The organism is Arsenicibacter sp. R0_47 (assembly GCF_057652235.1).
On record NZ_JBYFCJ010000028.1, the window covers coordinates 36847 to 63670 of the forward strand.

Annotated in this window: 22 protein-coding genes and 1 tRNA gene; 10 read left to right on the plus strand and 13 right to left on the minus strand. The window is 53.3% G+C overall.

Going from position 1 to position 26824, the window contains the following annotated elements:
* Positions 1–4: 4 nt before the first annotated feature.
* The gene (locus AC23NW_RS29080) at positions 5–703 is read left to right on the plus strand and encodes a DUF2306 domain-containing protein (RefSeq protein WP_071501890.1); all 699 of its coding nucleotides are present in this window, start codon (positions 5–7) and stop codon (positions 701–703) included.
* Between the two features lie 68 nt (positions 704–771).
* Here AC23NW_RS29080 and AC23NW_RS29085 read toward each other — a convergent pair whose 3' ends face one another.
* The 3 genes from AC23NW_RS29085 to AC23NW_RS29095 form a co-directional block, all read right to left on the minus strand.
* Positions 772–1398, minus strand: a complete 627-nt coding sequence (locus AC23NW_RS29085) for an SGNH/GDSL hydrolase family protein (protein WP_487453994.1) — start codon at positions 1396–1398, stop codon at positions 772–774.
* 185 nt (positions 1399–1583) lie between these two features.
* A complete protein-coding gene (locus AC23NW_RS29090; RefSeq protein WP_293843094.1) occupies positions 1584–2312 on the minus strand; it encodes an ABC transporter ATP-binding protein in 729 nt (242 codons plus the stop codon).
* 63 nt (positions 2313–2375) lie between these two features.
* The gene (locus AC23NW_RS29095) at positions 2376–5408 is read right to left on the minus strand and encodes a tetratricopeptide repeat protein (RefSeq protein WP_487453996.1); all 3033 of its coding nucleotides are present in this window, start codon (positions 5406–5408) and stop codon (positions 2376–2378) included.
* Positions 5409–5886: 478 nt separating this feature from the next.
* Here AC23NW_RS29095 and atpD point away from each other — a divergent pair, with 478 nt between their 5' ends.
* The 6 genes from atpD (at position 5887) to AC23NW_RS29125 (ending at position 11615) form a co-directional block, all read left to right on the plus strand.
* Complete coding sequence (atpD, locus tag AC23NW_RS29100) at positions 5887–7410, plus strand: F0F1 ATP synthase subunit beta (protein WP_487453998.1); 1524 nt, start codon at positions 5887–5889, stop codon at positions 7408–7410.
* 79 nt (positions 7411–7489) lie between these two features.
* Positions 7490–7735: an ATP synthase F1 subunit epsilon gene (atpC, locus tag AC23NW_RS29105; protein ID WP_293843100.1), complete on the plus strand. Its 246-nt coding sequence runs from the start codon at positions 7490–7492 to the stop codon at positions 7733–7735.
* A gap of 102 nt (positions 7736–7837) precedes the next feature.
* Entirely contained in the window at positions 7838–8362 is a 525-nt protein-coding gene (locus tag AC23NW_RS29110) for a DinB family protein (protein ID WP_487454000.1), read from the plus strand.
* Positions 8363–8544: 182 nt separating this feature from the next.
* Positions 8545–10770: a S9 family peptidase gene (locus AC23NW_RS29115; protein WP_487454002.1), complete on the plus strand. Its 2226-nt coding sequence runs from the start codon at positions 8545–8547 to the stop codon at positions 10768–10770.
* A gap of 62 nt (positions 10771–10832) precedes the next feature.
* Entirely contained in the window at positions 10833–11501 is a 669-nt protein-coding gene (locus tag AC23NW_RS29120) for an NUDIX domain-containing protein (protein ID WP_487454004.1), read from the plus strand.
* A gap of 42 nt (positions 11502–11543) precedes the next feature.
* A tRNA-Arg gene (locus tag AC23NW_RS29125) sits at positions 11544–11615 on the plus strand.
* A gap of 78 nt (positions 11616–11693) precedes the next feature.
* Here the strand turns inward: AC23NW_RS29125 and AC23NW_RS29130 are convergent.
* Positions 11694–13073, minus strand: a complete 1380-nt coding sequence (locus tag AC23NW_RS29130) for a DUF4403 family protein (protein ID WP_487454006.1) — start codon at positions 13071–13073, stop codon at positions 11694–11696.
* Between the two features lie 177 nt (positions 13074–13250).
* On the opposite strand from AC23NW_RS29130, the gene AC23NW_RS29135 reads away from it, so the two are divergent.
* Positions 13251–14954: an AMP-binding protein gene (locus AC23NW_RS29135; RefSeq protein ID WP_487454008.1), complete on the plus strand. Its 1704-nt coding sequence runs from the start codon at positions 13251–13253 to the stop codon at positions 14952–14954.
* 163 nt (positions 14955–15117) lie between these two features.
* Positions 15118–16002: a cysteine synthase CysM gene (gene cysM, locus AC23NW_RS29140; protein WP_487454009.1), complete on the plus strand. Its 885-nt coding sequence runs from the start codon at positions 15118–15120 to the stop codon at positions 16000–16002.
* 69 nt (positions 16003–16071) lie between these two features.
* Here the strand turns inward: cysM and AC23NW_RS29145 are convergent, their stop codons facing one another.
* The 4 genes from AC23NW_RS29145 to AC23NW_RS29160 all read right to left on the minus strand — a co-directional run bounded on the left by AC23NW_RS29145 (position 16072) and on the right by AC23NW_RS29160 (position 19715).
* Positions 16072–18108: an OPT family oligopeptide transporter gene (locus tag AC23NW_RS29145; protein ID WP_487454010.1), complete on the minus strand. Its 2037-nt coding sequence runs from the start codon at positions 18106–18108 to the stop codon at positions 16072–16074.
* A 137-nt stretch (positions 18109–18245) separates the two neighbouring features.
* Positions 18246–18440 carry a DUF2283 domain-containing protein gene (locus AC23NW_RS29150; RefSeq protein WP_487454012.1) on the minus strand — a complete coding sequence of 65 codons (195 nt, stop codon included), beginning with the start codon at positions 18438–18440 and terminating at the stop codon, positions 18246–18248.
* Positions 18424–18708: a DUF4258 domain-containing protein gene (locus tag AC23NW_RS29155; protein ID WP_487454014.1), complete on the minus strand. Its 285-nt coding sequence runs from the start codon at positions 18706–18708 to the stop codon at positions 18424–18426. Before AC23NW_RS29155 ends, AC23NW_RS29150 begins: the two co-directional genes overlap by 17 nt.
* Positions 18709–18725: 17 nt before the next feature.
* Complete coding sequence (locus AC23NW_RS29160; protein ID WP_293842028.1) at positions 18726–19715, minus strand: ribonucleoside-diphosphate reductase small subunit; 990 nt, start codon at positions 19713–19715, stop codon at positions 18726–18728.
* Positions 19716–20059: 344 nt separating this feature from the next.
* On the opposite strand from AC23NW_RS29160, the gene AC23NW_RS29165 reads away from it, so the two are divergent.
* Entirely contained in the window at positions 20060–20866 is an 807-nt protein-coding gene (locus tag AC23NW_RS29165) for a glycosyltransferase family 2 protein (RefSeq protein WP_487454016.1), read from the plus strand.
* A 52-nt stretch (positions 20867–20918) separates the two neighbouring features.
* On the opposite strand, the gene AC23NW_RS29170 is transcribed toward AC23NW_RS29165, so the two are convergent.
* The 5 genes from AC23NW_RS29170 to ccoN form a co-directional block, all read right to left on the minus strand.
* The gene (locus tag AC23NW_RS29170; protein ID WP_293842024.1) at positions 20919–21596 is read right to left on the minus strand and encodes a sulfite exporter TauE/SafE family protein; all 678 of its coding nucleotides are present in this window, start codon (positions 21594–21596) and stop codon (positions 20919–20921) included.
* 12 nt (positions 21597–21608) lie between these two features.
* A complete protein-coding gene (locus AC23NW_RS29175; protein ID WP_487454018.1) occupies positions 21609–22037 on the minus strand; it encodes a FixH family protein in 429 nt (142 codons plus the stop codon).
* A 20-nt stretch (positions 22038–22057) separates the two neighbouring features.
* Positions 22058–23482, minus strand: coding sequence for a cytochrome c oxidase accessory protein CcoG (ccoG, locus tag AC23NW_RS29180; RefSeq protein ID WP_487454020.1), 1425 nt, complete (start codon positions 23480–23482; stop codon positions 22058–22060).
* Positions 23483–23573: 91 nt separating this feature from the next.
* Positions 23574–24575, minus strand: a complete 1002-nt coding sequence (locus AC23NW_RS29185) for a cbb3-type cytochrome c oxidase N-terminal domain-containing protein (RefSeq protein WP_487454022.1) — start codon at positions 24573–24575, stop codon at positions 23574–23576.
* A gap of 14 nt (positions 24576–24589) precedes the next feature.
* Positions 24590–26818: a cytochrome-c oxidase, cbb3-type subunit I gene (gene ccoN, locus AC23NW_RS29190; protein ID WP_487454024.1), complete on the minus strand. Its 2229-nt coding sequence runs from the start codon at positions 26816–26818 to the stop codon at positions 24590–24592.
* Positions 26819–26824 lie beyond the last annotated feature (6 nt).

Genomic DNA, 26824 nt, shown 5'->3' on the forward strand with positions numbered 1-26824 from the left:
AACGATGGAAACGCTCATAAAACTTTCGCTTATCACCCATATTGCTGCCGGTACCATTGCGCTCTTAACCGGTCTGATTCCGATGTTAGCCAAAAAGGGTAGCCGCCTGCATAACCGTGCCGGTCTGCTCTACGTGTACTGCATGATTGCGGTGGCGGCGTCAGCGGTGTTGCTGTGCGTGTTCCAGCCGTTTAAACTATTCCGTCTTTTCCTGGCCGGTATCGCTGTGTTTAGCTTTTACCTGAGTTTTACGGGCTGGCGGGCCACCAAACAGAAAAAGACCGGCCCCGCTTTCGGTGACCGTGTACTGACATTCGTAACGCTGGCCGTCAGTATCGGCATGATCGGGTTTGGCGGCTGGCTGTTGTCGCAGTCGTTCTCGGTGGTGAGTGTGCTATTCACCTTTTTCGGAGTATTGACGATGACGTTTGCCGTCCAGGATGTGCGTCTGATTGGTAAGACACCCGAAGCGCAGCACTGGTTTTTTCAGCACTTTACCCGCATGGGTGGTTCGTATATTTCGGCATTCACGGCCTTTGTGGTCGTTAATATCGGCCGGATCGCCGGTGACCATGTACCGGCCTGGCTGGGTCTGGCCGGCTGGATTGCTCCGTCGCTGATCGGAGGTATGCTGATTGGCCGTACCGTCCGTTACTACAAAATCAAATTCAGCACCCCGAAAAAAGTGGCGGTTGCGGTGTAGGAATAATGCCTGATGAGACCTTCCTGGAAGTTCTAAACTTCCAGGAAGGTCTCATCTTCTCTCAGAAGCTACAATAATAACTTCTTCACAACCGGCAGGGCTTGTTCGGCCCAGAGTTTCATCTGCTTGCCGGAATAATGCAGCCCGTCTGAGGCAAAATGGCTGGCATCCTTCGCATACTGCCGCGACAAAGGAGTGATGTCGACATAGGCGATGCCTGCCGCGCGGCACTCTTCCTGCGCCACGGCGTTGAACGCATCAATTTCAGCCGCTACTTTTTGCCGGTCACGACCTTCTGCAAACGGCGATTGCCCCCAGTCCGGAATCGACAAGACAAAGACGTGATTGGGTTTTCCCTTCGCATACCGGACAGCGGTTTGCAGCAATTCTCTGAACTCCGTCCGGTAGGTGGTCAGCGACTGGCCGCGATACTGGTTGTTTACCCCGATCAGCAGCGAGACCAGGTCATAGGTCTTTGTATTACCCGACGCCTTAATGGCCGCCTGCAGTTCGCTGGTGGTCCAGCCGGTGCGGGCGATGATATCCGGGGTACCGGCATCTACCCCGTCTTTCCGGAGCAGACCGGCCAGCTGAACACTCCAGCGGTCTGCCTCCCCGACGCTTTCGCCGATTGTATACGAATCGCCGAGCGACAGGAAAGAATAGGTAGCATTGGGCGTTGTTGAGGAAACCATCGGGTCAGAAGATGTTTGTGTACAGGAAACAAACAACAAAAATACGACACTCAGCCAGACCGGCCAATAAGCCGTGCCATGGGAGTGTCGCAGGGAATGAGCATGGGTTGAATACATACAAAAAGAATCGGTCTGATTTTATGTACGCCAAACCGATGCCTCTGGATTCAACCGGAAAAGGATGTTTACTGTTCAGCCTGGGAGCTTATAAAAGCCCTTGCCTTACGGATGTTGGTATTGACACGATCGGTTTCAATCAGACCGTCGCGGAGCCGGACAATGCGGTGGGCATATTCGGCAATATCTTCTTCGTGCGTTACCATAATCACCGTGTTGCCCTTGCTGTGAATCTGGTCAAACAGGTCCATGATTTCGTACGACGTTTTGGTATCCAGGTTACCGGTCGGTTCATCGGCCAGCAGGATACTCGGGTCGTTTACAAGCGCACGGGCAACGGCTACCCGCTGGCGCTGACCACCCGATAGCTCATTGGGCTTGTGATGCGCGCGGTTTTCGAGACCTACATTTTTAAGCGCCTGCATTGCCTTCTCGGTACGGTCGGCCTTGCTGTAACCCGCATAAATCAGGGGTAAAGCAACGTTTTCGAGCGACGACTGGCGGGGCAGCAGGTTAAAGGTCTGAAACACGAAGCCAATCTCCTTGTTGCGGACTTCGGCCAGCGCGTTTTCGCCCATATTGCTGACGTCCTGCCCGTTCAGAATGTACTGGCCTGAGGTCGGTGTATCGAGGCAACCCACAATATTCATCAGCGTTGATTTACCGGAACCCGACGGCCCCATGAAGGCAACGTATTCTCCTTTTTTTACCGAAATCGTAATGGATTTCAGGGCATCAACTATCTCGCTACCCATGATGTAGCGTCTGGCAATGTTGTGGGTTTCAATGATGTTCACGTCGTATCAGGTTTTAAGAACGAATAGCGGCTGTGTCGGGCAGTTATAGTCAACAAAGCTAACTTATTGCCCGAATTTCTCATTCGACTTTTCGATTAATGTCAGCTTTTCCTGATAAGCCGCTAAAAAAGCCTGATAGTCGGCGGGCGTTGTGGTTTGCTGTAGCTGAACGAGCTCATTTGCCGCATAATCGCGTAGGCCCATTGCCAGACATAATTCGATGTAGGTCTTGAGCAGTTCGGGCTGGTCGCGGTTAAAGGGCAGGGCGGCTACCAATACTTTGTACGCCGGCTGAATCTGCTTTTGCCGGGTCCTGAAGCGGGCCACGCCGGTAACAATGTCGGCCCGTAGCGGAGCCAGCGCCAGGGCCTGATTGAAATACGTCTGCGCCTGCGCCGGATTTTTTTTCAGCACATAGGCTTGTGCCAGGTAAAAGGCGCGGTCAGCGGCATGCAGCGGCAACATGGGCTGCTTTGCCAGGGCGATGGCGGCATTGCCGTTGCGGCGGGCCACGGCCAGCCGCAGGGCCAGTACGTTTTCAAGCGATAAGGCATAGGCGCTCAGCCGGTCCGGTTTCGGCAGCTGACTCAGAATCATCTGGGCATAGAACCACTGCTTTGAGGCAATGTACTGCTCAATCAGGCTTTTACCGGCTACCGCTTTCAGGTCGGGTGTGTTGATCTGCTCCCAGAGCTTACCGCGGTTCAGGTCGTCGGTGCGGTAAACAACGTAAAAGGCCCGCTCGATATCCGTTTGTGGTGGCCGTTCGCTATACAGGACCCGTTTGATGGCCGTCACCGATGAGTCACCGCGGGCGGCGGCTTCCCACCGCGACTGTGCCAGCGGCAGGTCGCCGGCTTTGGTGTAGGCAATAGCCTGATAATAAATCGAGACCGTATCCCTGTTCATCTCAAACTGCTCCGCCGCCGGCCGGTACAGCTGCTGGTCGATCATGAGCAGGCCCAGAATACTTTGGTAATTCAGGGCGTTAGGCTTCCGGACAGACGTTCCCTCGGCCAGTTGCCCGATCAGACTGAATGCCGTCAGCGGCTGATGGTTGTGGTATTCAGCCATTGCGCGGGCAAACAACAGATCGTCGGTAAAGTCTTGATTATCGGGGCGTTCAATTGCCTTCCGGATGGTTTGCGGTAACGTGTTGACGGGTTTGACAGCCCCGAGTGCATAATTATACAGACTGGCAAACCGCCCGACGCTCAGGCCCATATCGGTTTGGCCGGTCGAAAGCCAGGCGGGTACCTCCGGTTGGCTGGTGTCCTGACGCGCGATCAGCCTCAGGGCCAGGGCATTGGCCTGATAGGATTCGTAGGTAATGGGTTCGGTGGTCGCCAGCGATGAGTCGGCCGCGAGTACCTGCGGGTTCTTGACATAAAGTGCCAGCAGGTTCGATTTCGGTACGTCGGATTGATGGCTGGTTTTGGCAGCGGTATCGAAATAATAGTAAGCCGAGTCGGCAACGCTGGTCCGGGCGTAGAGGAAGCCCAGGTTGTTCCGGAGCTCACCGCTTTGCGGAAATGCCTTGATGCCCCGTTGCAGGATTTTCACCGCTTCGAAAAACAGGCTGTTCTGTAAATACGTCTGGCTCAGGCTCGCGTAAGCTTGCGGACTAGGTTGTTTCAGCAAGGCCTGTGAAAAATAGTATGCCGCCGTGGGCCGGTCTTCGTCGGTAACGGCGAGCGAGGCCATAGAGTAATTGGCTTTATGGTTCTGAAACTCATGCTCCAGGGCCTGCTGATAAAATGCCCGGGCCGAGGCCAGTTCGCCGGTAGCAATGTACAGATCGCCGAGGCCGTTGTAATACCCCGCCACCGACTGCCGGAAGGGGAAAAAGTCCTGTAACCCGATGACCGCAAAGACGCCGAATACGCCAACGACGCGGAACAGGCTTAGTTCGATTCGTTTAGGTTTGTACAGAACGCGGTGCACGGGCAGCCCTTGCTGGTAGATAGGCAGAAAGTTGATACCAACATACACCAGAAACAGCACACACATAACCAGATGGCTATACACAATAACGTCCTCAAAGGCTTCAATCAGCGGGTCGTTGGCCGTGCCGAACAGGTAGGCAATGGTCAGGGTGCTCAGCAGCGCCAGACCGGCATACAGAAAGGCGCCCGACTCCCCGAATGAAAACGATTCCTGTTGTTCGGTTAACCGGCGGAATCCCCAGACGCCGACAATGGCAGACAGCAGATAAATGACAAACGGGCTGATGGCCAGCAGGTCCCAGTCAATGACCTTGGTGTTACGCAGGGCAATCAGCAGCAGGTTCACGAAGTAGAGCAGGCTGATATAAATAAGGTTGTTAAAACCCAGAATCCGTTTTTCGGCTACGTCCGTGTTGCCCGAAAAGTTGGCGGATGTCAGCCAGACCAGTCCTGCCACAATCTCGGCGCTGATAAAAAAGATAAAGCCCATGGCCAGCACCAGCAGCGCAGGCATCCCGTAACTAATGGTAGTCAGGGCCGGAAACGGCGTTTGGGCAAAATAGCCCAGCACGCCGGCAATGGCAGCGATCAGCCCGCCGAACACCGCCAGCCGGACCGGCAGCAGTACATCGGGGCGGAACGCGTGGAAGTAATAGCTGAGGGAAATGAGCAGAAAGGCGATGACCAGGAACAGGTAGCGGCTGTCGGCACCCAGCCCGTCGAAGCCGGGAACGGCCAGCATCTCGAACCGGAACGTTGACAGAGCCACCAGAAAAAGACCCATGCCAATAAAGTATTTCAGGCGGGGCAGGCGGGTAAGCGCACTCAGAATCATGGTCATGGCTACACAGACGCCCGTAAGCAGAACGGTTGCCATCCAGGGAGCGATGGTCATGGCCGAGGCCACGAACTGCTCCGAGACGGCATAGGTCTTGCCGCGGACCGGAAAATCGAGCAGGCCGTCGCTGAAGGTATAGATTGTTGCGGGCAGGTCGAGCAGTTCGCTCAGAACATCCCAGCGGATCATGTTGGTCAGTCCCCGCCACCAGGCCAGGCAAAAGGCAATAATACCGGCCAGCAGCAACAGCAGCGAAAGTAAATATAGTATCCGGTAGGACCGGCTCCAGGTTTTCCAGAAAAGCAGCGACATGAATGCGTGTAAAGAAGCGTGATGAACGCACCGGTCAGTGAGGCTGGCCGGTTTTCGGTGTCAAAATTAATGGATGCTAAAGATATGCAACGAACGGGCGGGGCAGATAGTGTTCTGACAGGGCAGAATTGCCAACGGAAAAATGGTCCCGGGTGGCTTCAGACATACTGAAAAATGGTAAAGCGGGATACCGCCGCAGATAATTTTTTCCGGCCTGTCACCAAAGCTGCGGAGGGTGTATATAGTAAAAAATAACCGGTGTCCGGGCGTAGTGCTCAAAAATTGAGCGACTTACTTTTGTACAAATCTCTGCAAATCGCGGTTTGGGTCAGAATTTGGGCCAAAAGCTTGTCAGAAAAACGGTTTTGCTTGTTAGTCAATAATATTTGATTAAAATGACCGTTGCCTTTCCGCTGATTTTCTTCTAATTTTGCGTCCTGAAATACAAGCAACTTCTTTTACACCTATTGATAATCCAATGATTACGGCAACGGCAGTCAATAAGGGCAAGATTACACAGGTTATCGGTCCGGTAGTAGACGTGAGTTTCGAGGGCGAAGGCTCGCGGATTCCGGCTATCCTGGACGCCCTCGAAGTAACTAAAGAAAACGGCCAGAAAGTTATACTGGAATGCCAGCAGCACCTGGGTGAAGATCGTGTGCGTGCAATCGCCATGGACTCTACCGAAGGTTTGCGTCGGGGCATGGATGTAATTGACCTTGGTGGCCAGATTAAAATGCCAACAGGCGAAGGCATCAAAGGTCGTCTGTTCAACGTCGTCGGTGAAGCCATTGACGGTATCCCTCAGCCAAAAAGCTCAGGCGGTATGTCGATCCACCGTGCGGCTCCTAAATTTGAAGATCTTGCTACGTCAACCGAAGTACTGTTTACCGGTATCAAGGTAATTGACTTGCTCGAACCGTATGCAAAAGGTGGTAAGATTGGTCTCTTCGGTGGTGCCGGTGTAGGCAAAACCGTATTGATTCAGGAGCTGATCAACAACATCGCGAAGGCCTATGCAGGTCTGTCGGTATTTGCCGGTGTGGGTGAGCGTACCCGCGAAGGAAATGACCTGCTGCGCGAGATGATCGAAGCCGGTATCATCAAGTACGGCGACGAATTCAAACATTCAATGGAAGAAGGCGGCTGGGACTTGTCGAAAGTAGACATGGGTCAGCTGGAGCAAAGCCAGGCGACGTTTATCTTCGGTCAGATGAACGAACCTCCGGGAGCCCGTGCACGGGTAGCCCTGTCGGGTCTGACGATTGCCGAACACTTCCGTGATGGCGACGGTTCAGGCCAGGGTCGTGATATCCTGTTCTTTATCGACAACATCTTCCGCTTTACACAGGCGGGTTCAGAAGTATCCGCTCTGTTAGGCCGTATGCCATCAGCCGTAGGTTACCAGCCAACACTGGCTACGGAAATGGGTGCCATGCAGGAGCGTATTACGTCAACCAAGCGCGGTTCAATTACATCGGTACAGGCCGTTTACGTACCTGCTGATGACTTGACTGACCCTGCGCCGGCGACAACATTCGCCCACCTTGACGCCACAACCGTATTGAGCCGGAAAATCGCCGAGTTAGGTATCTATCCTGCGGTGGATCCTCTGGATTCAACATCACGGATCCTGAGCGCCGAAGTGGTTGGTGACGAACACTACGACACGGCTCAGCGCGTGAAACTGATTCTGCAGCGCTACAAGGAATTGCAGGATATTATCGCGATCCTTGGTCTGGAAGAATTGTCGGAAGACGATAAACTGATCGTATCACGGGCACGTCGTGTACAGCGTTTCCTGTCTCAGCCGTTCCACGTTGCCGAGCAGTTTACCGGTCTGAAAGGCGTACTGGTTCCGATCGAAGATACCATCAAAGGTTTCAACGAAATCATCGACGGTAAGTGGGATCACCTGCCGGAAGCGGCGTTCAACCTTGTTGGTACGATCGAAGACGCAGCGGCTAAAGGCGAGCGTCTGATGAAAGAAGCCGGACAATAATAAAAATGGATAATGAGCGTGCAGGTATATTTCTGCATCCGTTTTACATGGTTCATTATCCATTATTCATTCATACGATATGACGCTCGAAATCATAACGCCTGACCGGAAAGTATTCTCGGGAGAGGCAACGGCCGTTACGTTTCCGGGTAGCGAAGGACAGTTTCAGGTACTGAACGACCACGCTCCCATGGTGAGTACATTGGCCCGCGGACCGGTTACGATTCAGACAGCCTCTGGCCAACAGACATTTACCGTTGATGGTGGTGTGGTTGAAGTACTGCGCAACAAAGTGCTGGTACTTGCCGAAGCGGTTGTCAGCTAATACCATATAAAATGGCCGCATACCGGCCGTTTTCCGGAAGGACAAGTCGAAAGACTTGTCCTTTTTTTATAGCTTCGGGCCTTAACCGGTAAACCAATCCCGATGAAACGCTCCGAAATTCCCTTCATGCCCGAGTTCTTCGACCGCTATATCAACCGCGTAGCCGATATCGAACTCCTGGACGCACTGTCTGCCTTTGACCGCTTCGAAACAATTGTCCCCGCCGAAACGCTGACCGCGCTGGGCGACTCTATCTACGCGCCCGGTAAATGGACGATGAAGGACATTGTACAGCACATGATTGACACGGAACGCATCATGAGCTACCGCGCGCTCCGGTTTGCCCGTAACGACCAGACGACGCTGCCGGGCTTCGACGAGGATTTGTTCAGTACGTCGGCGCATGCTGCCACTCGTAGCCTGGAAGACCTGCTCGATGAATTTGCCGTTGTTCGTCAGGCGACGATTGCGCTCTTCAAAAGCTTTGACGAGGAAATGCTGCTGCGGACGGGCATCTGCTTTAACAAACGTGTTTCGGTGCTGGCCATCGGCTTTATACTGGTTGGTCACCCGATCCACCACGGCCACGTCATTCAGGAACGCTACCTGCCACTGCTCAGCGCTTAAATTTTTGACAGGATTGACATGATTATAGGATTAACAGGATTATAGGCTGTACAGGACAGGCTATTAAATCCTGTTAATCCTGAAATCCTGTCAAGATAATTAGGCCGGATGCATTGCTTGTTTCGACCTGTCACTATAAAAGGAGATTGTTTTGTATTTTCGTCCTTCAAGACCCAATCAACATGCTGAAACAAACCTTCGTGATCGTTGCCTTAACGGTTGAGGTTGCCTATGCGCAAACCAAACAGAAAATCGTGGCGACGGACTTAACCCGTATTAAACAAGTCGGTGGTATTCAGGTAGCTCCGAATGGTCAGCAGGCTATCTATACGCTGACGACCATTGAGCCAAACCCCGAACAACGGGAAGAATACGAATACAAAACCCATCTTTACGTCACGGATTTTAAACCAGGCACCACCCGGGCACTGACCCGTGGTGCCGAAAGTATCCGTGGTGCCGTATGGTCGCCCGATGGCAAGTCGGTAGCGTTTGCGCGTACGGTACGCGGTAAGTCGCAGATTTTTGTGATGCCGCTGGATGGCGGCGAAGCCTGGCAGCTGACCAATAGCCCGTACGGAGCCTCAAGTCCGCGGTGGTCGCCCGACGGGTCGAAGATTGTTTTTTCAACGGGCGTAACCTTCGCCCAGATGCTGGCCGACTCGGTACTGAACCCCGGTAAACGGACACCGGCCTGGTCACTCGAAAAGCCGGGCTTTGCCAGCAACGACTACATTAAACCCGACAAAAAAACAAAGCCAAATCCCGATGGTTCCCTGGCCGAAATCCGTGCGTACCTGAACAAGGACGTGGACGATAAAAAGGCTAAGGTGATTAACCGCCTGAACTTTCAGGGTGAGTTTACGACCGAGCCGGACATGTCGTTTACGCACCTGTACGTGACCGACGTGCGCGAAGGGGCACTGGCTAAAGCACTGACCCACGGCTTTTATTCCTTTCAGGGCGCGGCCTGGCTGCCCGACGGCAAAAACATTCTGGCGGTAACCGACCGTGATACGCTCCAGCATCCGGACCGTGAGAATGCGAATGCCATCATTGCCCTGCCCATCGACGGGTCGGGTCGCCGGACGGTGTTGCTCGACGAAAAAGGACGCAGCTATTCCGCGCCCGAACTCTCGCCAGACGGCCGTTTGCTGGCGTTTCTGACCAGTCCGTCGGAAGGCGTGAATTTCGGTCAGCTGGGTGTGGCTACGCTGAACGGACTGTCGGTGGCCGGCAAAGAACAGATAACCTTCGACCGCGCGGCCGGTGGCCTGAAATGGGTCAGCGCAACGACAACCAGCGGGAAGGGCAAAAAAGCTACGACGCTGATGCTGTACTTCACGGCTCCGTCGAACGGCGGGGTGCCGCTGTATCGCCTTGATCCGGCAACGAAGCAAATCAGCCAGTTGACCGATGTTGAAAGCGGGGTGACCGGCTTCGACGCGTCAGGCGAAAAGGTAGTATTTGCCAAAACGGAAGTGGCTAACCCATCCGAATTATTTGTGGCCGATGCCGTTGCTAAAAATGCGCAGAAACTGACTGCCCACAATGATTGGGTGGATGGCAAGCTGCTGAGCAAACCCGAAAAGCGGATTTATAAAAACTCGCTGGGGCAATCGGTTGAGTACTGGATCATGAAACCGGCGGCACTGGCAGGGGGGCAGGCGGCAGGAGATCAGAAATACCCGCTGCTGTTGCAGATGCACGGCGGTCCGACGGCCATGTGGGGTCCGGGCGAGGCATCGATGTGGCACGAGCTGCAGTACTTCTGTGCGCAGGGTTATGGCGTTGTCTATGCCAACCCGCGTGGCTCGGGCGGCTACGGTATTGCGTTTCAGCGTGCCAACATTAAGGATTGGGGCACCGGCCCGGCCGAAGATGTGCTGGCTGCCGCGACCGATGCCGCAAAGGAAAACTGGGTGGATACCAGCCGCCAGGTAATTACCGGCGGTTCGTATGCGGGCTACCTGACGGCCTGGATTGTCGGACACGACAACCGGTTTAAGGCCGCCTTTGCGCAGCGGGGCGTTTATGAACTGACGACGTTTATGGGCGAAGCCAATGCCTGGCGGCTGGTGCCGAACTACTTCGCGTATCCGTGGGTAGCCGGTGCTCAGGCCATTCTGGATGCCAATTCGCCCTATAGCTTCGTGGATAAAATCAAAACACCGCTGCTGATCAAACACGGCGAAAATGACCTGCGGACGGGTGTGTCGCAAAGCGAGATGCTGTACAAGAGCCTGAAGATTCTGGGTCGTCCGGTAGAATATGTCCGGATGCCGGGTGCCACGCACGAGCTGAGCCGCACGGGCAACGTACGCCAGCGGATCGACCGGATTCTGCGGATTTATGAATTTTTCGAACGGTATGTCGGCAACGGCGCGACGGGGTTAACGCAAAAATAAACGACGGGTATCCCGATCTATTTACGTTCTTACAGCGCGGAGCAACCCTCCGCGCTACTTTTATGGAAAAACTGGAAGACGCACCAAAGTTCCGTTTCTGGAAGCAGAATGCCGAATCAAACGGCCTGACAATCAACAAGGTCGATAATTTTTACATCCGCCGCCGCTACAACGGCGAAGTCCTGTTTGCGATGCTCGAAATCGACGCCGACACCCCCGAGGGTGATAAAATCCCGCCGGCCTTATTTCTGAAAGGCCATGCGGTATCGGTACTGGTTGCGCTGATCGACAGGGAGACGCGGGAAAAGTTTGTGGTGTTGGTGCGGCAGCGGCGTATCTGCGACGGTTCGCACTCGTATGAGCATCCGGCCGGCATGGTGGATGCCGACGACGATGCGGCCGATGTAGCGGCCCGCGAGCTGGGCGAAGAAATCGGTCTGACCGCCACCGCCGCCGAGCTTACGCGCCTGAACCCGCGGCTATGGTTCCCGAGCACCGGCACCAGCGACGAGGGCATGCACTTTTACTTTATTGAGAAGGAGCTGACGCGGGCGGAGATTATGGCGTACCATCACCGCGACATGGGCAATCAGTCTGAGTTTGAGCGGATCACGACGGCAGTCGAGACCCTGCCGGCCTCACACAAGCTGATCAACAACGTAAACGGGCTGCTGTTAAACTTCCTGTACCTGCAGCATGTCGGCGATTATGAGACGATGAAATTGTTGTAAATATATTTTTTTTGTATATTTGCACTCCCAAATAGGGAAACTGCTCCCGTAGTTCAATGGATAGAATTATGGTTTCCGGTACCATCGATAGGGGTTCGAATCCCTTCGGGAGCACAACTAGCTAATTAAGGCTAATCAGTTTGCGAGCAAAAAAGCTCAAAATCAACTGATTAGCCTTTTTGTTTTTGGTCCTCACAACTCCTGTACCCGCACCTCTACCCGTGACTGTACGTTGATCAGCGTCTGGATGCCGTCGGGGCGGACAGCGACGCGCTGGGGGGCAAACCGGAAATAGGGAATCGTCAGGTCGGTTTTGCGGCCGGCGTTCGATTGTTCAAAGGCCCGGCCAATCTTGCGCGGCAAGGCCTCGATCTGATCGTGGAGCGGGAACGTCAGGACATGCTGGAGCGAGTCGAGCAGGTGGTCTTCCAGCAGCCTGGCCGCGTTGTTTACCAGTACCTGCTCGGTATTAGCGTCAAACCCGAGCTTTTCAATCCGAAGGGTGTTCGTCAGCGTATCATAGACCGGTCGGCCACGAAAATACAGCGTGCCCCGCACCAGCCCGCCCACATCGGCCTTTACAATAATGGCCCGCTGCCCGCCATATACCGACGCCTTCCGGATTGTCAGCATACCGCTGGCCAGTGAAAATTTCTTTTTATGTAAGGTTTTGTCCAGCAGCTGGTTAATGGATTCGTAGCGGACAAAACTCATGACGTGTAAATCCGAGCGCTCCGGTACGTCAGGGCGCTTTTGCAGGTTGGGTAATATCGAATCCGGGACTACTTCGGGGCGTTCGCCGAGGGCTGTTTTCGTGCGCAAGGCAATCCGGAGCGGAATGGTGATAGACTGGCTGTCGCCTCTGATGGTTGCCGCCGCCACGCTGATCGGTTTTGGTAACAGCCACAACCCGTATTCCTTGCTCAGGCGCAGCGGCTTTTGCAGGTCTTTCCAGATGGGTTTTACCATTTTATCGAGCCGCAGTTCCTGATACACGGCCGAGTCGATGGCGCTTTCGATGCGGGTCTGCTGGCTTTTGAGCAAATCGTCGGCAAATTTGGTCAGTTCGATCTCTTTGCCGAACAACTTAATGCCTGGTTTTTTGATCCATTTGTAATCCGCAAATTTGGCCTTGGTCAGCAGCCGCCAGTTAGGCGTTACGGCCAGGGTGCTGTTGAAATTGACATGTAACTGGCAAAAGGCCTTATCGGTCTGTTTTTCTTCAGACTTCAGCGGGTTAATCAGCCATACCTGAATCGGGGCCGAAAAACTTACCCGTTCGCCCACGTAGTTGATCTTTACTGACCCCATGCGTTCAACGCGTAAGGGCAGCAAACCACCTTTTTTCCCTTTCTTTGATTCCTGACTGATCAGGACGGGATCCAGTGATTCATTTATTTTTTTCTCCAGTTCAGACAGGCGAAACGATATCGGCCCGGCCAGATACGAGATCTGATCGGGGATGGCCGGGTCAAAACCTTCAGCCTTAGGCGGCTGCGGTTTTACTTTTTTACAACCAATGGCCAGTAAGAGTAGTGTAAAGCAGGTTAATAAACCAAAAATCCGTTGCATCTTCATTGCCTGATAAACAGACGGATGGTGTAAAAGTTAGAGAAATTTAGCCACGTAACGACTTTTAGTCATAGGCCGGATTATTCGTATGAACGGTCCGGATATTTTAGGAAATAAAACTATACCTGTCACGATTTCGTTTTATTTTTGCTTTATAACATACAAAAGCCCACAGACATGGAGTCACAAACTTCGGCAAAGACCTACCCCTGGCTACGCTTTTACCCAGAGGGGGTTCCCTATGAAATCAATCCCGATGCTTATCCATCGCTGATTGGCCTGATCGAAGAAGGCTGCCAGCGTTTCCGCGATCAGCCTGCATATGCCTGCATGGGCAAAAAAATTACGTTCGGTGAGCTGGATACGTTATCGAAAAATTTTGCGTCGTTTTTGCAGCATGACCTTGGTCTGAAAAAGGGCGACCGCCTGGCCATTCAGATGCCCAACCTGCTGCAATATCCGGTTGCCATGTTTGGTGCCTTGCGGGCCGGGCTGGTTGTGGTGAATACCAACCCGCTCTATACACCCCGCGAGATGCAGCACCAGTTCAAGGACTCGGGGGCAACCGCCATCGTGATCCTGGCTAACTTCGGCAGCAATCTGGAGAAAATTCTGGCTCAGACAGATATTAAACACGTGATTGTGACCCAGATCGGCGATATGCTCGGCTTCCCGAAAAAGCTGATTGTCAATGCGGTGGTGAAATACGTGAAAAAGATGGTGCCTGCGTTTACGCTGCCGGGGGCTGTTTCGTTTAACGACGCACTTTCCAAAGGCAGCAGCCATCCGATGAAACCGGTATCGGTCAGCGGGCAGGACATGGCGTTTATCCAGTATACGGGTGGAACAACCGGTGTGTCGAAAGGCGCCATGCTCACTCACCGGAATATTATTGCCAACGTAGAGGCGCAGGATGCCTGGATGAAACCGGCAACGGTGGAAGGTAAGTGTGAAGTATTGGTTGCCGCGTTACCGTTATATCACGTCTATGCATTGACAGTAAATGCATTAGCGGCGTTGAAGTCGGGGGCGATGAACCTGCTGATTACCAATCCGCGCGACCTGAATGCGTTTATCGACGACCTCAAGAAATACGAAATCACGACCATGACAGGCGTGAATACGCTGTATAACGGGCTGCTGAACCATCCGCGGATCAAGGAAGTTGATTTCAGCCACCTGAAAATCACCTCTGCCGGTGGTATGGCGCTGCAAACGGCAGTAGCCGAACGCTGGGAGGCGCTGACGGGCTGCAAACCGGCGGAAGGGTACGGACTCTCGGAAACATCGCCGGTTCTGTCGTCAAACCCGGTCGATGGTAATGCGCGGATCGGGACAATCGGTATCCCGTGGCCAAGTACACAGCTGAAGCTGATGAAAGACGACGGTACCGAAGCCGCTCTGGGCGAACCCGGCGAAATCTGGGCCCGTGGTCCGCAGGTATTCAAAGGATATTACAACCGCCCCGACGAAACGGCGAAGGTGATGGAAGGCGACTGGTTTAAAACCGGCGATATCGGCGTGGTAGATGCCGATGGCTATTTCCGGATCGTTGACCGTAAAAAGGATATGATTCTGGTATCCGGCTTCAACGTGTATCCAAACGAAATTGAAGATGTAGTTGCGAAATGCCCGGGCGTGCTGGAAGTTGCCTGCATCGGTGTGCCGGATGCGCGGTCGAATGAGGTAGTGAAGGTGTTTGTGGTGAAGAAAGACGAGAGCCTGACCGAAGACAAGATCAAGTCTTACTGCCGCGAAAACCTGACGGCTTATAAAGTACCGAAACAGATCGAATTCCGGACCGAATTGCCGAAGTCGAACGTGGGTAAAATCCTGCGCCGGCCGCTGCGCGAAGAGGAACTGGCGAAGCTGAAGAAGTAAAATTAGTACTATAGAAGGAAGCAACAGTCGGGCAGGTAACATCCAGGAAGGTCAAAACATCCAGGAAGTTTCCTGCCCGACTGTCGTCATTTTCGGAAGTTTCATTAATTTTGAACGTGAGAAACCCGACCGGCGGTTGACGTTATCAAACCCCTTTTTGATTATGGCTACACTCTTAGACCTTGTAGGTAATACGCCCCTCGTCGAACTCAACCGCATGGCGGCTTCAGCGGGTATCAATCCGAACGTTAAAATCCTGGCGAAACTCGAAGGGAATAACCCCGGCGGGAGTGTCAAGGATCGTGCGGCTTACAGCATGATCCGTGGTGCGCTGGACCGTGGTGACCTGAAGCCGGGCATGAAGCTGATTGAGGCAACGAGTGGTAATACCGGCATTGCGCTGGCCATGATCGCGCGTCTGTTCGGGGTTGATATTGAGCTGGCAATGCCTAAAAATTCAACCCGCGAGCGGGTTCTGACAATGGAAGCCTTCGGCGCAACCGTAACCCTGACCGAAACCATCGAGAGCGCGCGGGACTATGCCGAAGAGCAGGTGCAGAAAGGTGGTTTCCTGATGCTGAATCAGTTTGCCAACCCCGATAACTACCTGGCTCACTACCGGACAACTGGCCCGGAAATCTGGCGCGACACGGCCGGACAAGTGACGCATTTTGTCTCATCCATGGGGACAACCGGTACGATCATGGGGACATCCCGCTTCCTGAAAGAACAAAATCCGGACATTCAGATTGTCGGATGTCAGCCAACGGATGGTTCGTCGATCCCGGGCATCCGGAAATGGCCGCAGGAATATTTACCGAAAATCTTTGAGCCGCAGCGTGTTGACCGTGTTATCGAGGTCTCTCAGGAAGATGCTACGCTGACAACCCGTCAGCTGGCGAAGGAGGAAGGCGTGTTCGCCGGCATGAGCAGTGGCGGCGCAACGTGGGCGGCGTTGCAGTTAGCGCAGGAGCTGGAATCCGGCGTCATCGTCTGCATCATCTGCGACCGCGGTGACCGTTACCTGTCGTCGGAATTGTTTGGATAGATACTTGTATTAACTCCCCGAAAGTTTTAAACTTTCGGGGAGTTTGCTTTGGGAAAGATCCTGAAAACACTACTTCGTCGCGATGCGCCAGACCATGGCGGCGAGCCCGGCAAACGATAGCGCACCCAGCAGCATATAGCCTTCTGCGCCCAACATACCGGTAAGTCCGTGTTCCAGCGAAATGCTGGCCAGGGCATTAAACACGTTATCGTTAACCGAAAGTAAGGCCACGGCTACACCCGCCAGGGCACCACCGGCCACCAATCCTGTCGAGAACAGGTTACCACGGCTCAGATCAGCGTCTTCTTCGGCCTGCGGGTTGTTTTTATCCTTCCGTTCGACAATGGCTTTTACCAGACCACCGGCAAAAATCGGCAATGTTGTCGATAACGGCAGGTAGAGGCCCACGGCAAACGCCAGCGCACTCACGCCGCACAGCTCAAAGACAAAAGCAAAAAATGCACCCACCAGTACAAACTGCCAGTCGAGGTTAAACGACAGCAATCCTTTGATGAGGGTCGCCATCAGCGTGCCCTGCGGCGCCGGAAACTTGTCGCTGCCGATGGCGTGGGTGATGCCCTGCGCCACCAGATCGGGCGTCGGCGTATCCAGAATTTTCACCGTGGCCCCGATCACCAGCGACGAAACAATGACGCCTATAAACAAGGCCATCTGTTGGTATTTCGGCGTAGCACCCACCAGATAGCCGGTTTTCAAATCCTGCGACGTGGCGCCCGACGTAGCGGCGGCAATACAGATCATACCACCTACTACCAGCACCGCCGGCTCAAACGCTTTGCCGGTCAGACCGAACGCGATAAAAATCAGGGCCGTGCCCATGATGGTCGCAATGGTCATCCCCGATACCGGCGACGACGACGAGCCGATCAGGCCCACAATCCGGCTGGCGACGGTGACGAAGAAGAACCCGAACACGATCACCAGAATGCCGAGCAGGAGCTTGGTCAGGATGGTATCGCCCGGAATTTGCGGCATAACCACCATCAGCAGTACCAGTGCCAGGCTACCGGCAGCCACAATTTTAAACGATAAATCCTGCTCCGTCCGTTTGGCTGACGTCTCCCCGGCGCCCAGTGAACGGTTGCCACCCAGGCTTTGCTTAAACGATGCCACAATGGTCGGAATGGTTTTCAGGAGGGTCATAAAGCCACCGGCCGTAACGGCGCCGGCGCCGATCTGCCGGATGTAGGCGCGGTAAATAGCGGCGGCCGTATCACCAAAAGCATGCGTTTCGGGGTTCCAGCTGCCCGGACCACCGGCCGTGGTCAGACTGGTCAGGTAGCCGAGTTTTACGAGCTGGGCCGCAATGATGTCGCCCGGCACCAGCGTAGCCAGCAGTGGAATTAACCCCAGCCAGGCCAGAATTCCGCCACCGACCAGTACTGCCGAGATGCGGAAACCAATGATATACCCCACGCCCAGGTACTCCGGCGTAATCTCACCCGACACCTGTGCCGACGGGAAATAACGGTTCGCCTGTTTGGTTGCCCAGACCGGCACTTCGGCAATGACGTGCAGTACCTTTTGCAGAAACGCATAAAGCAGAGCCACACCTAAGCCCTGGTAGGCCGTTTTGGCAAAATCGCCGCCGCGCTCCCCGGCAATCAGCACTGAACCACAGGCGGTACCTTCGGGATAGGGGAGTTTGCCGTGTTCGTCGACGATCAGCGATTTACGGAGCGGAATCATCATCAGCGTGCCCAGCAGACCGCCCAGGATGGCGAGCGTCAGAATGGTCCAGTAATTAAAGAAATCAGCCCCGATGCTTTGCCCCGCCTCGGTCTGGCTCAGAAACAGAAAGCCCGGCAGGGTAAATACCACACCGGACGCTATACTCTCACCCGCCGAGCCAGTGGTCTGGATAATGTTGTTTTCGAGAATGGTAGTGCCCAGATAGCGCCGGCCCAGGGAGATGGCGAGTACGGCAATCGGAATGGAAGCCGAAACCGATAGCCCGGCTTTCAGCGACAGGTAAACGGTAGCCGCCCCGAACAAAACGCCGAAAAGAGCTCCGGTCAGAATGGCTTTCAGGGTAAATTCCGCCGGCGACTGGTCGGCCGGAATAAAGGGTTTAAACTCAGACATAGGAAAGGATGAAGGGTAACGGGTCTAAAATAAACATCAAGATAGGATTAATCCCGACACTGTGTGTGGCCCGGCTTTCAGGGGGCACAAAAAAGCCGGAGCGGTCAGGCTCCGGCTTTAAATATGTGTGAAATCGTTTAAGCGACTTCTAGTTCAACCATATTGGGATTCTTGATATTATGTGAGGCATTGAGTATTTCTACCCCGACTACCATGCCTTCAGCATTATAATCTAAGATAATTCCCGGTTTATCTTCACTGCTCTCTTGTATTGGTGAATCACTTAATTTAATATATAAGATGTCCACCTCTTTGTCATACGTCACCTTCATAATACCAATACCGACTTATATCCGATGTCCTATAAACAGTTTTAACCACATTCGGTTCTATATCTGTGTTAACGAACACACGAACTAAGTAAGTACTTTTATCGCTAAATTCAATGATCGACTGATAAACTTTTTGTCCATTTCCCGGACCGTTAGAAAGATCATCAACGATTTGTTGCGGGTTATTAAGAATGTCGTAAATGAGATTTTCAGTGATTCCACGTTCTCCTAATCTAAGTTTAACGTGATTAGACAAATTGAAACTCATTAATGCGTACGCATTCGTTAAAAATCTTCGTCAACCGAGAATTTAGCGGCATCCCGTTCTTTGGTACCGGCCATAACACCGGCTTTCTGGTATTCACCCACGCGCTTCTCGAAGAAGTTGGTTTTACCCTGTAGTGAGATCATATCCATAAAGTCGAACGGATTCGTGACGTTGTACAGCTTTTTCAGGCCCAGCGATACCAGCAGGTGATCAGCGACAAACTCAATGTACTGCTTCATCAGGTCGGCATTCATCCCGATCAGTGATACCGGCAGGGCATCACTGACGAACTCCTGCTCGATGGCAACAGCATCCTTAATGAGGTCGTAGATCGACGATTCCGGCAGTTTGTTGCGGATGTGGTCGGTGTAGAGCATACACGCAAAATCACGGTGCAATCCTTCATCGCGGGAGATCAGCTCGTTTGAGAACGCCAGACCCGGCATCAGCCCCCGTTTTTTCAGCCAGAAAATCGAGCAGAAAGAACCCGAGAAGAAAATACCTTCAACGGCCGCAAAAGCGATCAGACGCTCCACGAATGAACCGTTGTCAATCCAGCGCAGTGCCCACTCGGCTTTTTTCTGCACACAAGGAATGGTGTCAATGGCGTTCAGCATCCGGTCTTTTTCGACGGGATCCTTGATGTAGGTGTCAATCAGCAACGAATAGGTTTCCGAGTGGATATTTTCCATCATTACCTGGAAACCGTAGAAGCATTTGGCTTCGGCATACTGCACCTCTGAGAGGAAATTAACCGCAAGGTTCTCATTGACAATACCATCCGATGCGGCAAAGAAAGCTAAGACGTGGGAGATAAAATGCCGCTCGCCATCAGTCATCGTGTCCCAGTCTTTCAAATCCTGTGACAGGTCGATTTCTTCAGCGGTCCAGAAAGAAGCCTCGTGCTGCTTGTACATCTGCCAGATGTCATCATGCTTAATCGGAAAAAGCACAAACCGGCTTTTGTCCTCTTCGAGGATTGGCTCAACCACAGCGTTCTGTATCATGTATCTGTTAATTATAGTGACGGGCTGCCCCGACCGGGCAGCGGAAAGAAGCATTCAAATCGCTAACAAAGTTAACCCATTCTGAGGCATTCGCAAGGCAAAAAATGTGATTCGTAGTAAACAGTAAATGATGGAAAATTATAACCTCTAGGCTTTCAGCTACTTGCTTAGAAGCGGATTAGTTTATTCTTAGAAATATTCTAATTTCGGTACTTGTCTTTGATAATCAACGTGTTGTGGGCGAATAACAAAATATGGTAACAATTGGTTGTATCTGTTTGGCTACTTATATTTGTGCTATCTAATCTTATCTGGCAAGTTTAAAAGATCCGTAACGCATGTTTATGCACAAAACGACTGCGATCAGTGCAGTCATGATTACCTACAACTCTGAGCGGGTGTTGGCAGAGGTATTGCGTGCCCTTTCCTGGTGTGATGAAATTGTCGTGGTTGATTCGGGAAGTACGGATCAGACCATTGCCATTGCAACCTCATTCGGCTGCCGTGTTATGCACCGTGATTTTGATGGATTCGGTACGCAAAAGGGATTTGCTGTCCGGCAGGCACACAACGACTGGGTCTTTGTCGTTGACTGTGATGAGGTCGTAACCCCTGCGCTGCGCGATGAAATCCTGGCGCGTGTCGGTACCGAACCGGACATTGCCGGATACAAGGTCCCGATCTCACTGGTCTTCCTGAACCAGCTCATGCGCTATGGCGGCGAATACAAAATGCGCCACCTGCGCTTATTTAACCGGCGGTATGGTACCTACAACGTTAACCGTGTGCACGAAGATGTGCTGCTGAACGGGAAGGTTGCTAATCTGAAGCATCATTGCCTGCACTACAGCTATGCTTCCATCCATGAGTATTTCGAGAAGTTTAACCGCTATACAACGGCCGGGGCGCAGGATTTGTCGGTCCGTGGTAAGCAGACGTCAATCGCTAAAATCGCGTTCCGGATGCCGTTTTCGTTTGTACGGGAGTATGTGGTGAAGCGGAACGTACTGAACGGATACCCCGGCTTTATGTGGTCGCTTTTCTCGGCCATGTATCCGGTTGTAAAATATGCTAAACTGCGGGAAATGAATAGTGCCGCACAGGCCGTCCGGCAGATACCGGTCACCTCAGAAGTGGCTACTTTTTCCTGATGCGTATACATAAGAGCGTTATAAAGCCCGTACTGCCATGCCGTGCGGGCTTTTATTTACCGTGACATACCGGAATTTCATCCGCAACGCCAAACGGATGAGTGAATGAAATATGCTGAAAGCCCCGGCTCAGCAGGATAATTGACACAAGCAGCAGGCCGATAGGAGCCCACTGCCGGATACGGGCCGAAAACAATCGCTCAATCTGTGGCCGGATGGCCTGCATGAGTAAGAGCGCCGGCAAGGTTCCGGCACCGAATAAGGCCATGAACAGGGCGCCTTCCTGAGCCGTACCGGTTGCACTGGCTCCCGCCATCGCGCCATACACCAGTCCGCAGGGCAGCAGCCCGTTGAGGGCACCTACGGCCAGACGGGCCATCGGGTGCGGCTTGCCTGCAAAAAGCCGGTGGCCTTTGTGCAGCCAGCTGCTCAGGCGTGAGGACGCAATGTGCGGCAGCCGACCTACCGCACCGAGCAGCATCATAACCCCGGCAAAAATAGCCAGGTAACTTTGCCAGCCTGCCCAGCTAACCAGATGTCCGAGACTGCCGGCAATAACGCCCAGCACACTGTAAACGCCGATACGGCCAATGTGATAGGCTGTTACCGATGGCCAGGTCCGCGCGCTGAACCGCCCTCCCTGAGCGGTGAGGGCCCAGACGAGGGGCCCGCACATACCCAGGCAGTGGAGGCTGTTCAGTAAACCAAGGGTGAAACCAAGGTAAATCATAGTGGTTGGTTGTTAAGGCCTGTTCACAACGCCTTCGTTCCAGTACGCCTGATCACCGGCTTTCCAGTCGATCTGGAGTTTGTAATGGCCTTTCGGCAAACTTTCCAGCCCCAGCACCTGATGCTGGTCCGTGATGGTGATGGTCCGGTCGTTTTTGCTGTTGGCAGGGCAGTAAAAATGGATGGTACCGGTTGGTTTGCCCGGTACGTCCGGAAAGTCGACAAGCAGCCGGTTGCCGTCTATATGCCACTGGACCGGCGTTTTCAGCGCCCTTGTCCGGTTAATCCGGTCTATTTTCTGTTGGTACTGAATCTCTTCGTCGTAATATTTTTCGGTGACCAGATCAATTTTCTGGTTCATGCTCAGACTAACCAATACGCCGATCATGGCCACGAATCCGCCATACAACAATCCGATTCCCCAACCCCAATGCAGTTTCATAATGTTATCAGTTAAATGATTTACCTCTCCGGTGCAATGAATGTCGTTGTAACAGTTTCCGGTTTGGTACCGGTGGTCGTAACCGTTAACGTAAGTTCGGTTTTACGTTTGTTCAGGGCGCTAGCCGGCAGCAAGATGAATACCGATCCTTCGCACGACTGCCCTTTCTGAACCGCTGCCGGCGGATTACCGACAAACTGAAGCGTACCCTTGATGCCTTCCAGCCGGATTTCGGGTTTTAAGACACCGTTGGTCCGGTTGAAAATTTTATAGGTATACAGGTTCTGAATGCTTCCGTTGGCCAGCTCCTGGTACGGCGATCCGGGCGCCCGCAGGATGTTCGTGCGGGTGTCGGTCCGGGTAACAAGCGCAAAGCCGAGTACGCCCCACAGGATCATCAGAATGGCGCTGTAGCCGATGGCCCGCATCGGAAACCGCTGCGGCTTCCCGGTCTGGATAGACTCTTCGGTGGTGTACCGGATCAGGCCGGTTGGCATGTTCACTGTCTCCATGATGGAGTCGCAGGCGTCGATGCAGGCTGTACACTGTACACACTCCAGCTGAGCGCCGTTGCGGATGTCGATACCGGTCGGGCAGACAAACACGCATTGCTTGCAGTCGATGCAGTCGCCGATCTGACGGTCGGTATTTTTCCGCAGCTTGCCCCTTGGCTCGCCCCGGCGGTAATCGTAGGCAACCGTCAGGGATTTTTTATCGGTCAGGACGCTTTGCAGGCGGCCATACGGACATACGATGGTGCAGGCCTGTTCGCGCAGCCAGGTAAACGAAAAGAAAAACAGGCCCGTAAAGACCAGAATGGCAATGAATAAGCCCCAATTGTGGGCCGGTGTATCGGTAATGACCTTCAGCAGTTCGTCGGTACCGATCAGGTAAGACAGCATCAGGTTGGCCACAAAAAACGAGATGGCCAGAAAGATTGTATATTTCAGCGCCCGTTTTGCCAGCTTCTGACCTGTCCACGGGGCTGCTTCCAATACTTTCTGTTTAGGGGCATCACCGTCGATCAGGTATTCAATCCGACGGAATACCATTTCCATAAAGAGCGTTTGCGGGCAGGCCCAGCCACACCACAAACGGCCGTAAACACTGGAAAAAAGCGCGACGAACACAACGAAGGATACCATGGCCAGCCCGAACATCCAGAAGTCGGGAGGCCAGAAGGTAACGCCGAAGACAATGAACCGGCGTTCGAAAAAATTAAAGAGAACCAGCGGCTCGCCGTTGATCCGAAGGAACGGTACCGCTACCAGAACCACTAACAGTACGGCAGTAAATATAGAGCGGTAGCGATACCATTTTCCTCTGGGTTTCTTTGGATGGAGCCAAATCCGGTGGCCTGCTTCGTCAACGATCGAGATGTGATCGCGGAAAGAATCATCCGTATGGTCGTTTGGCAGGTGATTAGTTGATGGTTCGGCGGTCATGGGAGAATATCAATTCTGCCATCGTCCGGTGGCAGTGTACTTGGCAAACCAGGAGCACGCGAGGCTGTAAAGCGTGCCCCTGGTCGCGGTATTATTTAAGCGCTACTTCTTTGGTGGCTTCTTCCTTGTAAACTTCTCCTTGCGGAGCTTTCGCATTCGGCGGGTTCGTACCTTTAATGGTCAGAATGTAGCTGGCGATTTTCTGCATGTCAATCGGCGTCATCTGATTCTGCCACGAGATCATCCCTTTGTCGGGCACGCCATACTTGATGGTTTTGAATACATTGTGGATACCACCACCGTGCAGCCAGTACTCGTCTGTCAGATTCGGCCCGACACCACCTTCGCCTTTTGCACCGTGGCAGGCAGCACATTTCTGCTCAAACATGGTTTTTGCTTCGGCCAGCTGTGCCTTGTCGGCCACCGGTGCTACCGTGTTTTCGTTGATTTTAGCGGCTACCTTTTTCAGATAGGCTTCTTTCTCGGCACTGGCAATCTGCATGGTTTTGTCCAGCTCGGCCATTTGCAAATCACCTGTTCGGGTAATGTGGTAATGTACCAGATAGATCAGTGCAAACAGGATGGTAGTCGAGAACAGGAACTGCAGCCACGGCGGCATCCGGTTGTCGAGTTCCATGATGCCGTCATATTCATGGTCCTGCATCATGAGCTTGTGCTCTTCCGAAATCGCATAGTTTACCCCGCCGAAGCGTTTCCACCAGCGGCTCAGGCCATTGCCTTCCGGCTCGGCATACGTGTTTGTCGCAGTGGCTGGTTCGTTTACATTGATGATCTTACGCATCAGGGCCACAATGGCAACCAGCAGGCCAATCACAAACAACGCAACGATCAGCAGCAGCGCCAGTAACAGGTACTGCACAAATTCTTCGGTGCCGGGTGCTTCCACCGTCAGAAGTAATAACGGCAGCAGATTGGCCTGGAACGGAATGTTTTTCATCCCGTTTACTTCCCGGCGGGTCATCCGGAATACCATCCACAACAGGATCAGAAAGAAGGCAACGAACAGCAGGAGCGAGAACATCGGGTAAACACTCACGCCGGTAATTGATTCTAGATAATGACGGAATTTCATAATCGGGTCAATGTTTATTTCGTCTCAGGATTCTCGGGGTTTGCTTTGATATCAGTACCCAGCCGTTGCAGGTAAGCAATGAGGGCAATGATCTCCTTATTCGGATTTGCCTTAATGCCGGCACCTTTCAGGTTTGCGACAATTTTACCGGCCTGTTTTTTCAGGTCTTCATTGGCGTATTTTTCGTAGCCGTCGTAGTAAGGTACCCCCAGCGTACGCATGGCCTTGATTTTATCCCCTGTGTTCGAAATATCCAGGTCGTTGTCTAGCAGCCAGGCATAGGTTGGCATAATCGAGCCCGGCGACATACTGGTCGGGTCTTCCATGTGGTTGTAGTGCCATGAATCCGGGTATTTACCACCAACGCGGTGCAGATCCGGACCGGTCCGTTTCGATCCCCACTGGAACGGGTGATCATACACAAACTCACCGGCTTTCGAGTATTCGCCGTAGCGTTCCAGCTCATCGCGGAACGGACGAACCATCTGCGAGTGGCAGGTGTAGCAGCCTTCGCGGATGTACAGGTCACGGCCGTGTAACTCAAGCGGCGTGTACGGCTGGACGCTGGCAATGGTCGGTACGTTCGATTCAACCATGAACGTCGGGATGATTTCGACCAGCCCGCCGATCAGCACAATCACCAGAGACAGTACCATGAACTGAATCGGACGGCGTTCGAGGGCACGGTGCCAGAACTCACCTTTTTCATGGGTTGCATGGAACAGACGGGCCGCCTGCGTTGACTCTTCCGGAATCAGTTTGCCGGTCAGAGCTGTTTTCGCCAGGTTGTAGCAACCCACCACGAAACCACCCAGGTACAGTACCCCGCCGATACCGCGCAGCGCATACAATGGTTTCAGCGCCGTAACAGTTTCCAGGAAGTTCGGGTATTTCAGGAATCCTTCAGGCGTAAAGGCTTTCCACATTGAGCTCTGCATGAAACCGGCCCAGTACATCGGAACGGCATAGAACAGGATACCCAGTGTGCCAACCCAGAAGTGGAAATTGGCCATTTTGGTCGAGAACAGCGGTTTTCCATACAGGCGAGGGAACAGCCAGTAAAGCATACCGAAGGTCAGGAAACCGTTCCAGCCGAGGGCGCCAACGTGTACGTGGGCTACGGTCCAGTCGGTAAAGTGGCTGATGGCATTTACGTTTTTCAGCGACAGCATCGGGCCTTCAAACGTAGCCATACCGTAGGCTGTAACGGCCACAACCATAAATTTCAGCACCACATCGTCACGGACTTTATCCCAGGCACCGCGCAGGGTCATCAGCCCGTTCACCATACCACCCCATGACGGAGCAATCAGCATGATCGAGAACACAACCCCCAGCGACTGGGCCCAGTCTGGCAGCGAGGTGTACAGCAAGTGGTGAGGACCCGCCCAGATATACAGGAAGATCAGCGACCAGAAGTGAACGATAGACAGGCGGTATGAGTACACCGGGCGACCGGCCGCTTTTGGCAGAAAGTAGTACATCAGGCCCAGATACGGCGTTGTCAGGAAGAATGCCACTGCGTTGTGGCCATACCACCACTGCACCAGCGCATCCTGTACACCGGCATACCATGAGTAGCTTTTTGTGAGACTGATCGGCAGCTCAACGGAGTTCACGATGTGCAGCACGGCAACCGTTACGAGGGTAGCGATGTAGAACCAGATACCGACGTAGATATGCTCAATCCGGCGTTTGATGATGGTACCGAACATGTTGATACCGAACACGACCCAGATCAGGGTAATGGCAATATCAATCGGCCATTCCAGCTCGGCATATTCCTTACCGGTTGTGAGGCCCAGCGGTAGCGACAGCGCAGCGGCCAGAATAATCAGCTGCCAGCCCCAGAAGTGAATTTTGCTGAGGGTATCGCTGAACATCCGTGCTTTCAGCAGGCGCTGCATCGAATAATACACGCCGGTGAAAATACCGTTACCGACAAAGGCAAAGATCACCGCGTTGGTGTGCAGTGGCCGGATCCGGCCGAAGGTTGTATACGGTATACCGAAGTTGAGGCTTGGGAAAGCCAGCTGGAAAGCGGCTAATACCCCAACCAGCATACCGATAAAGCCAAAGATCAGCGTGGCAACGGCAAAGTTCCGGACAATGGTGTTGTCGTAGGAAAATTGCTCCAGATCCACCGGACGGGCCTGCGCCGGGTCCCGGTGACCGGGGGCCGGTGGCAGGTCGGTTGCAACGCCTCCGCCGGCGGTTTCTTTCAACAAGTCTTTTTGAATCATGGCACT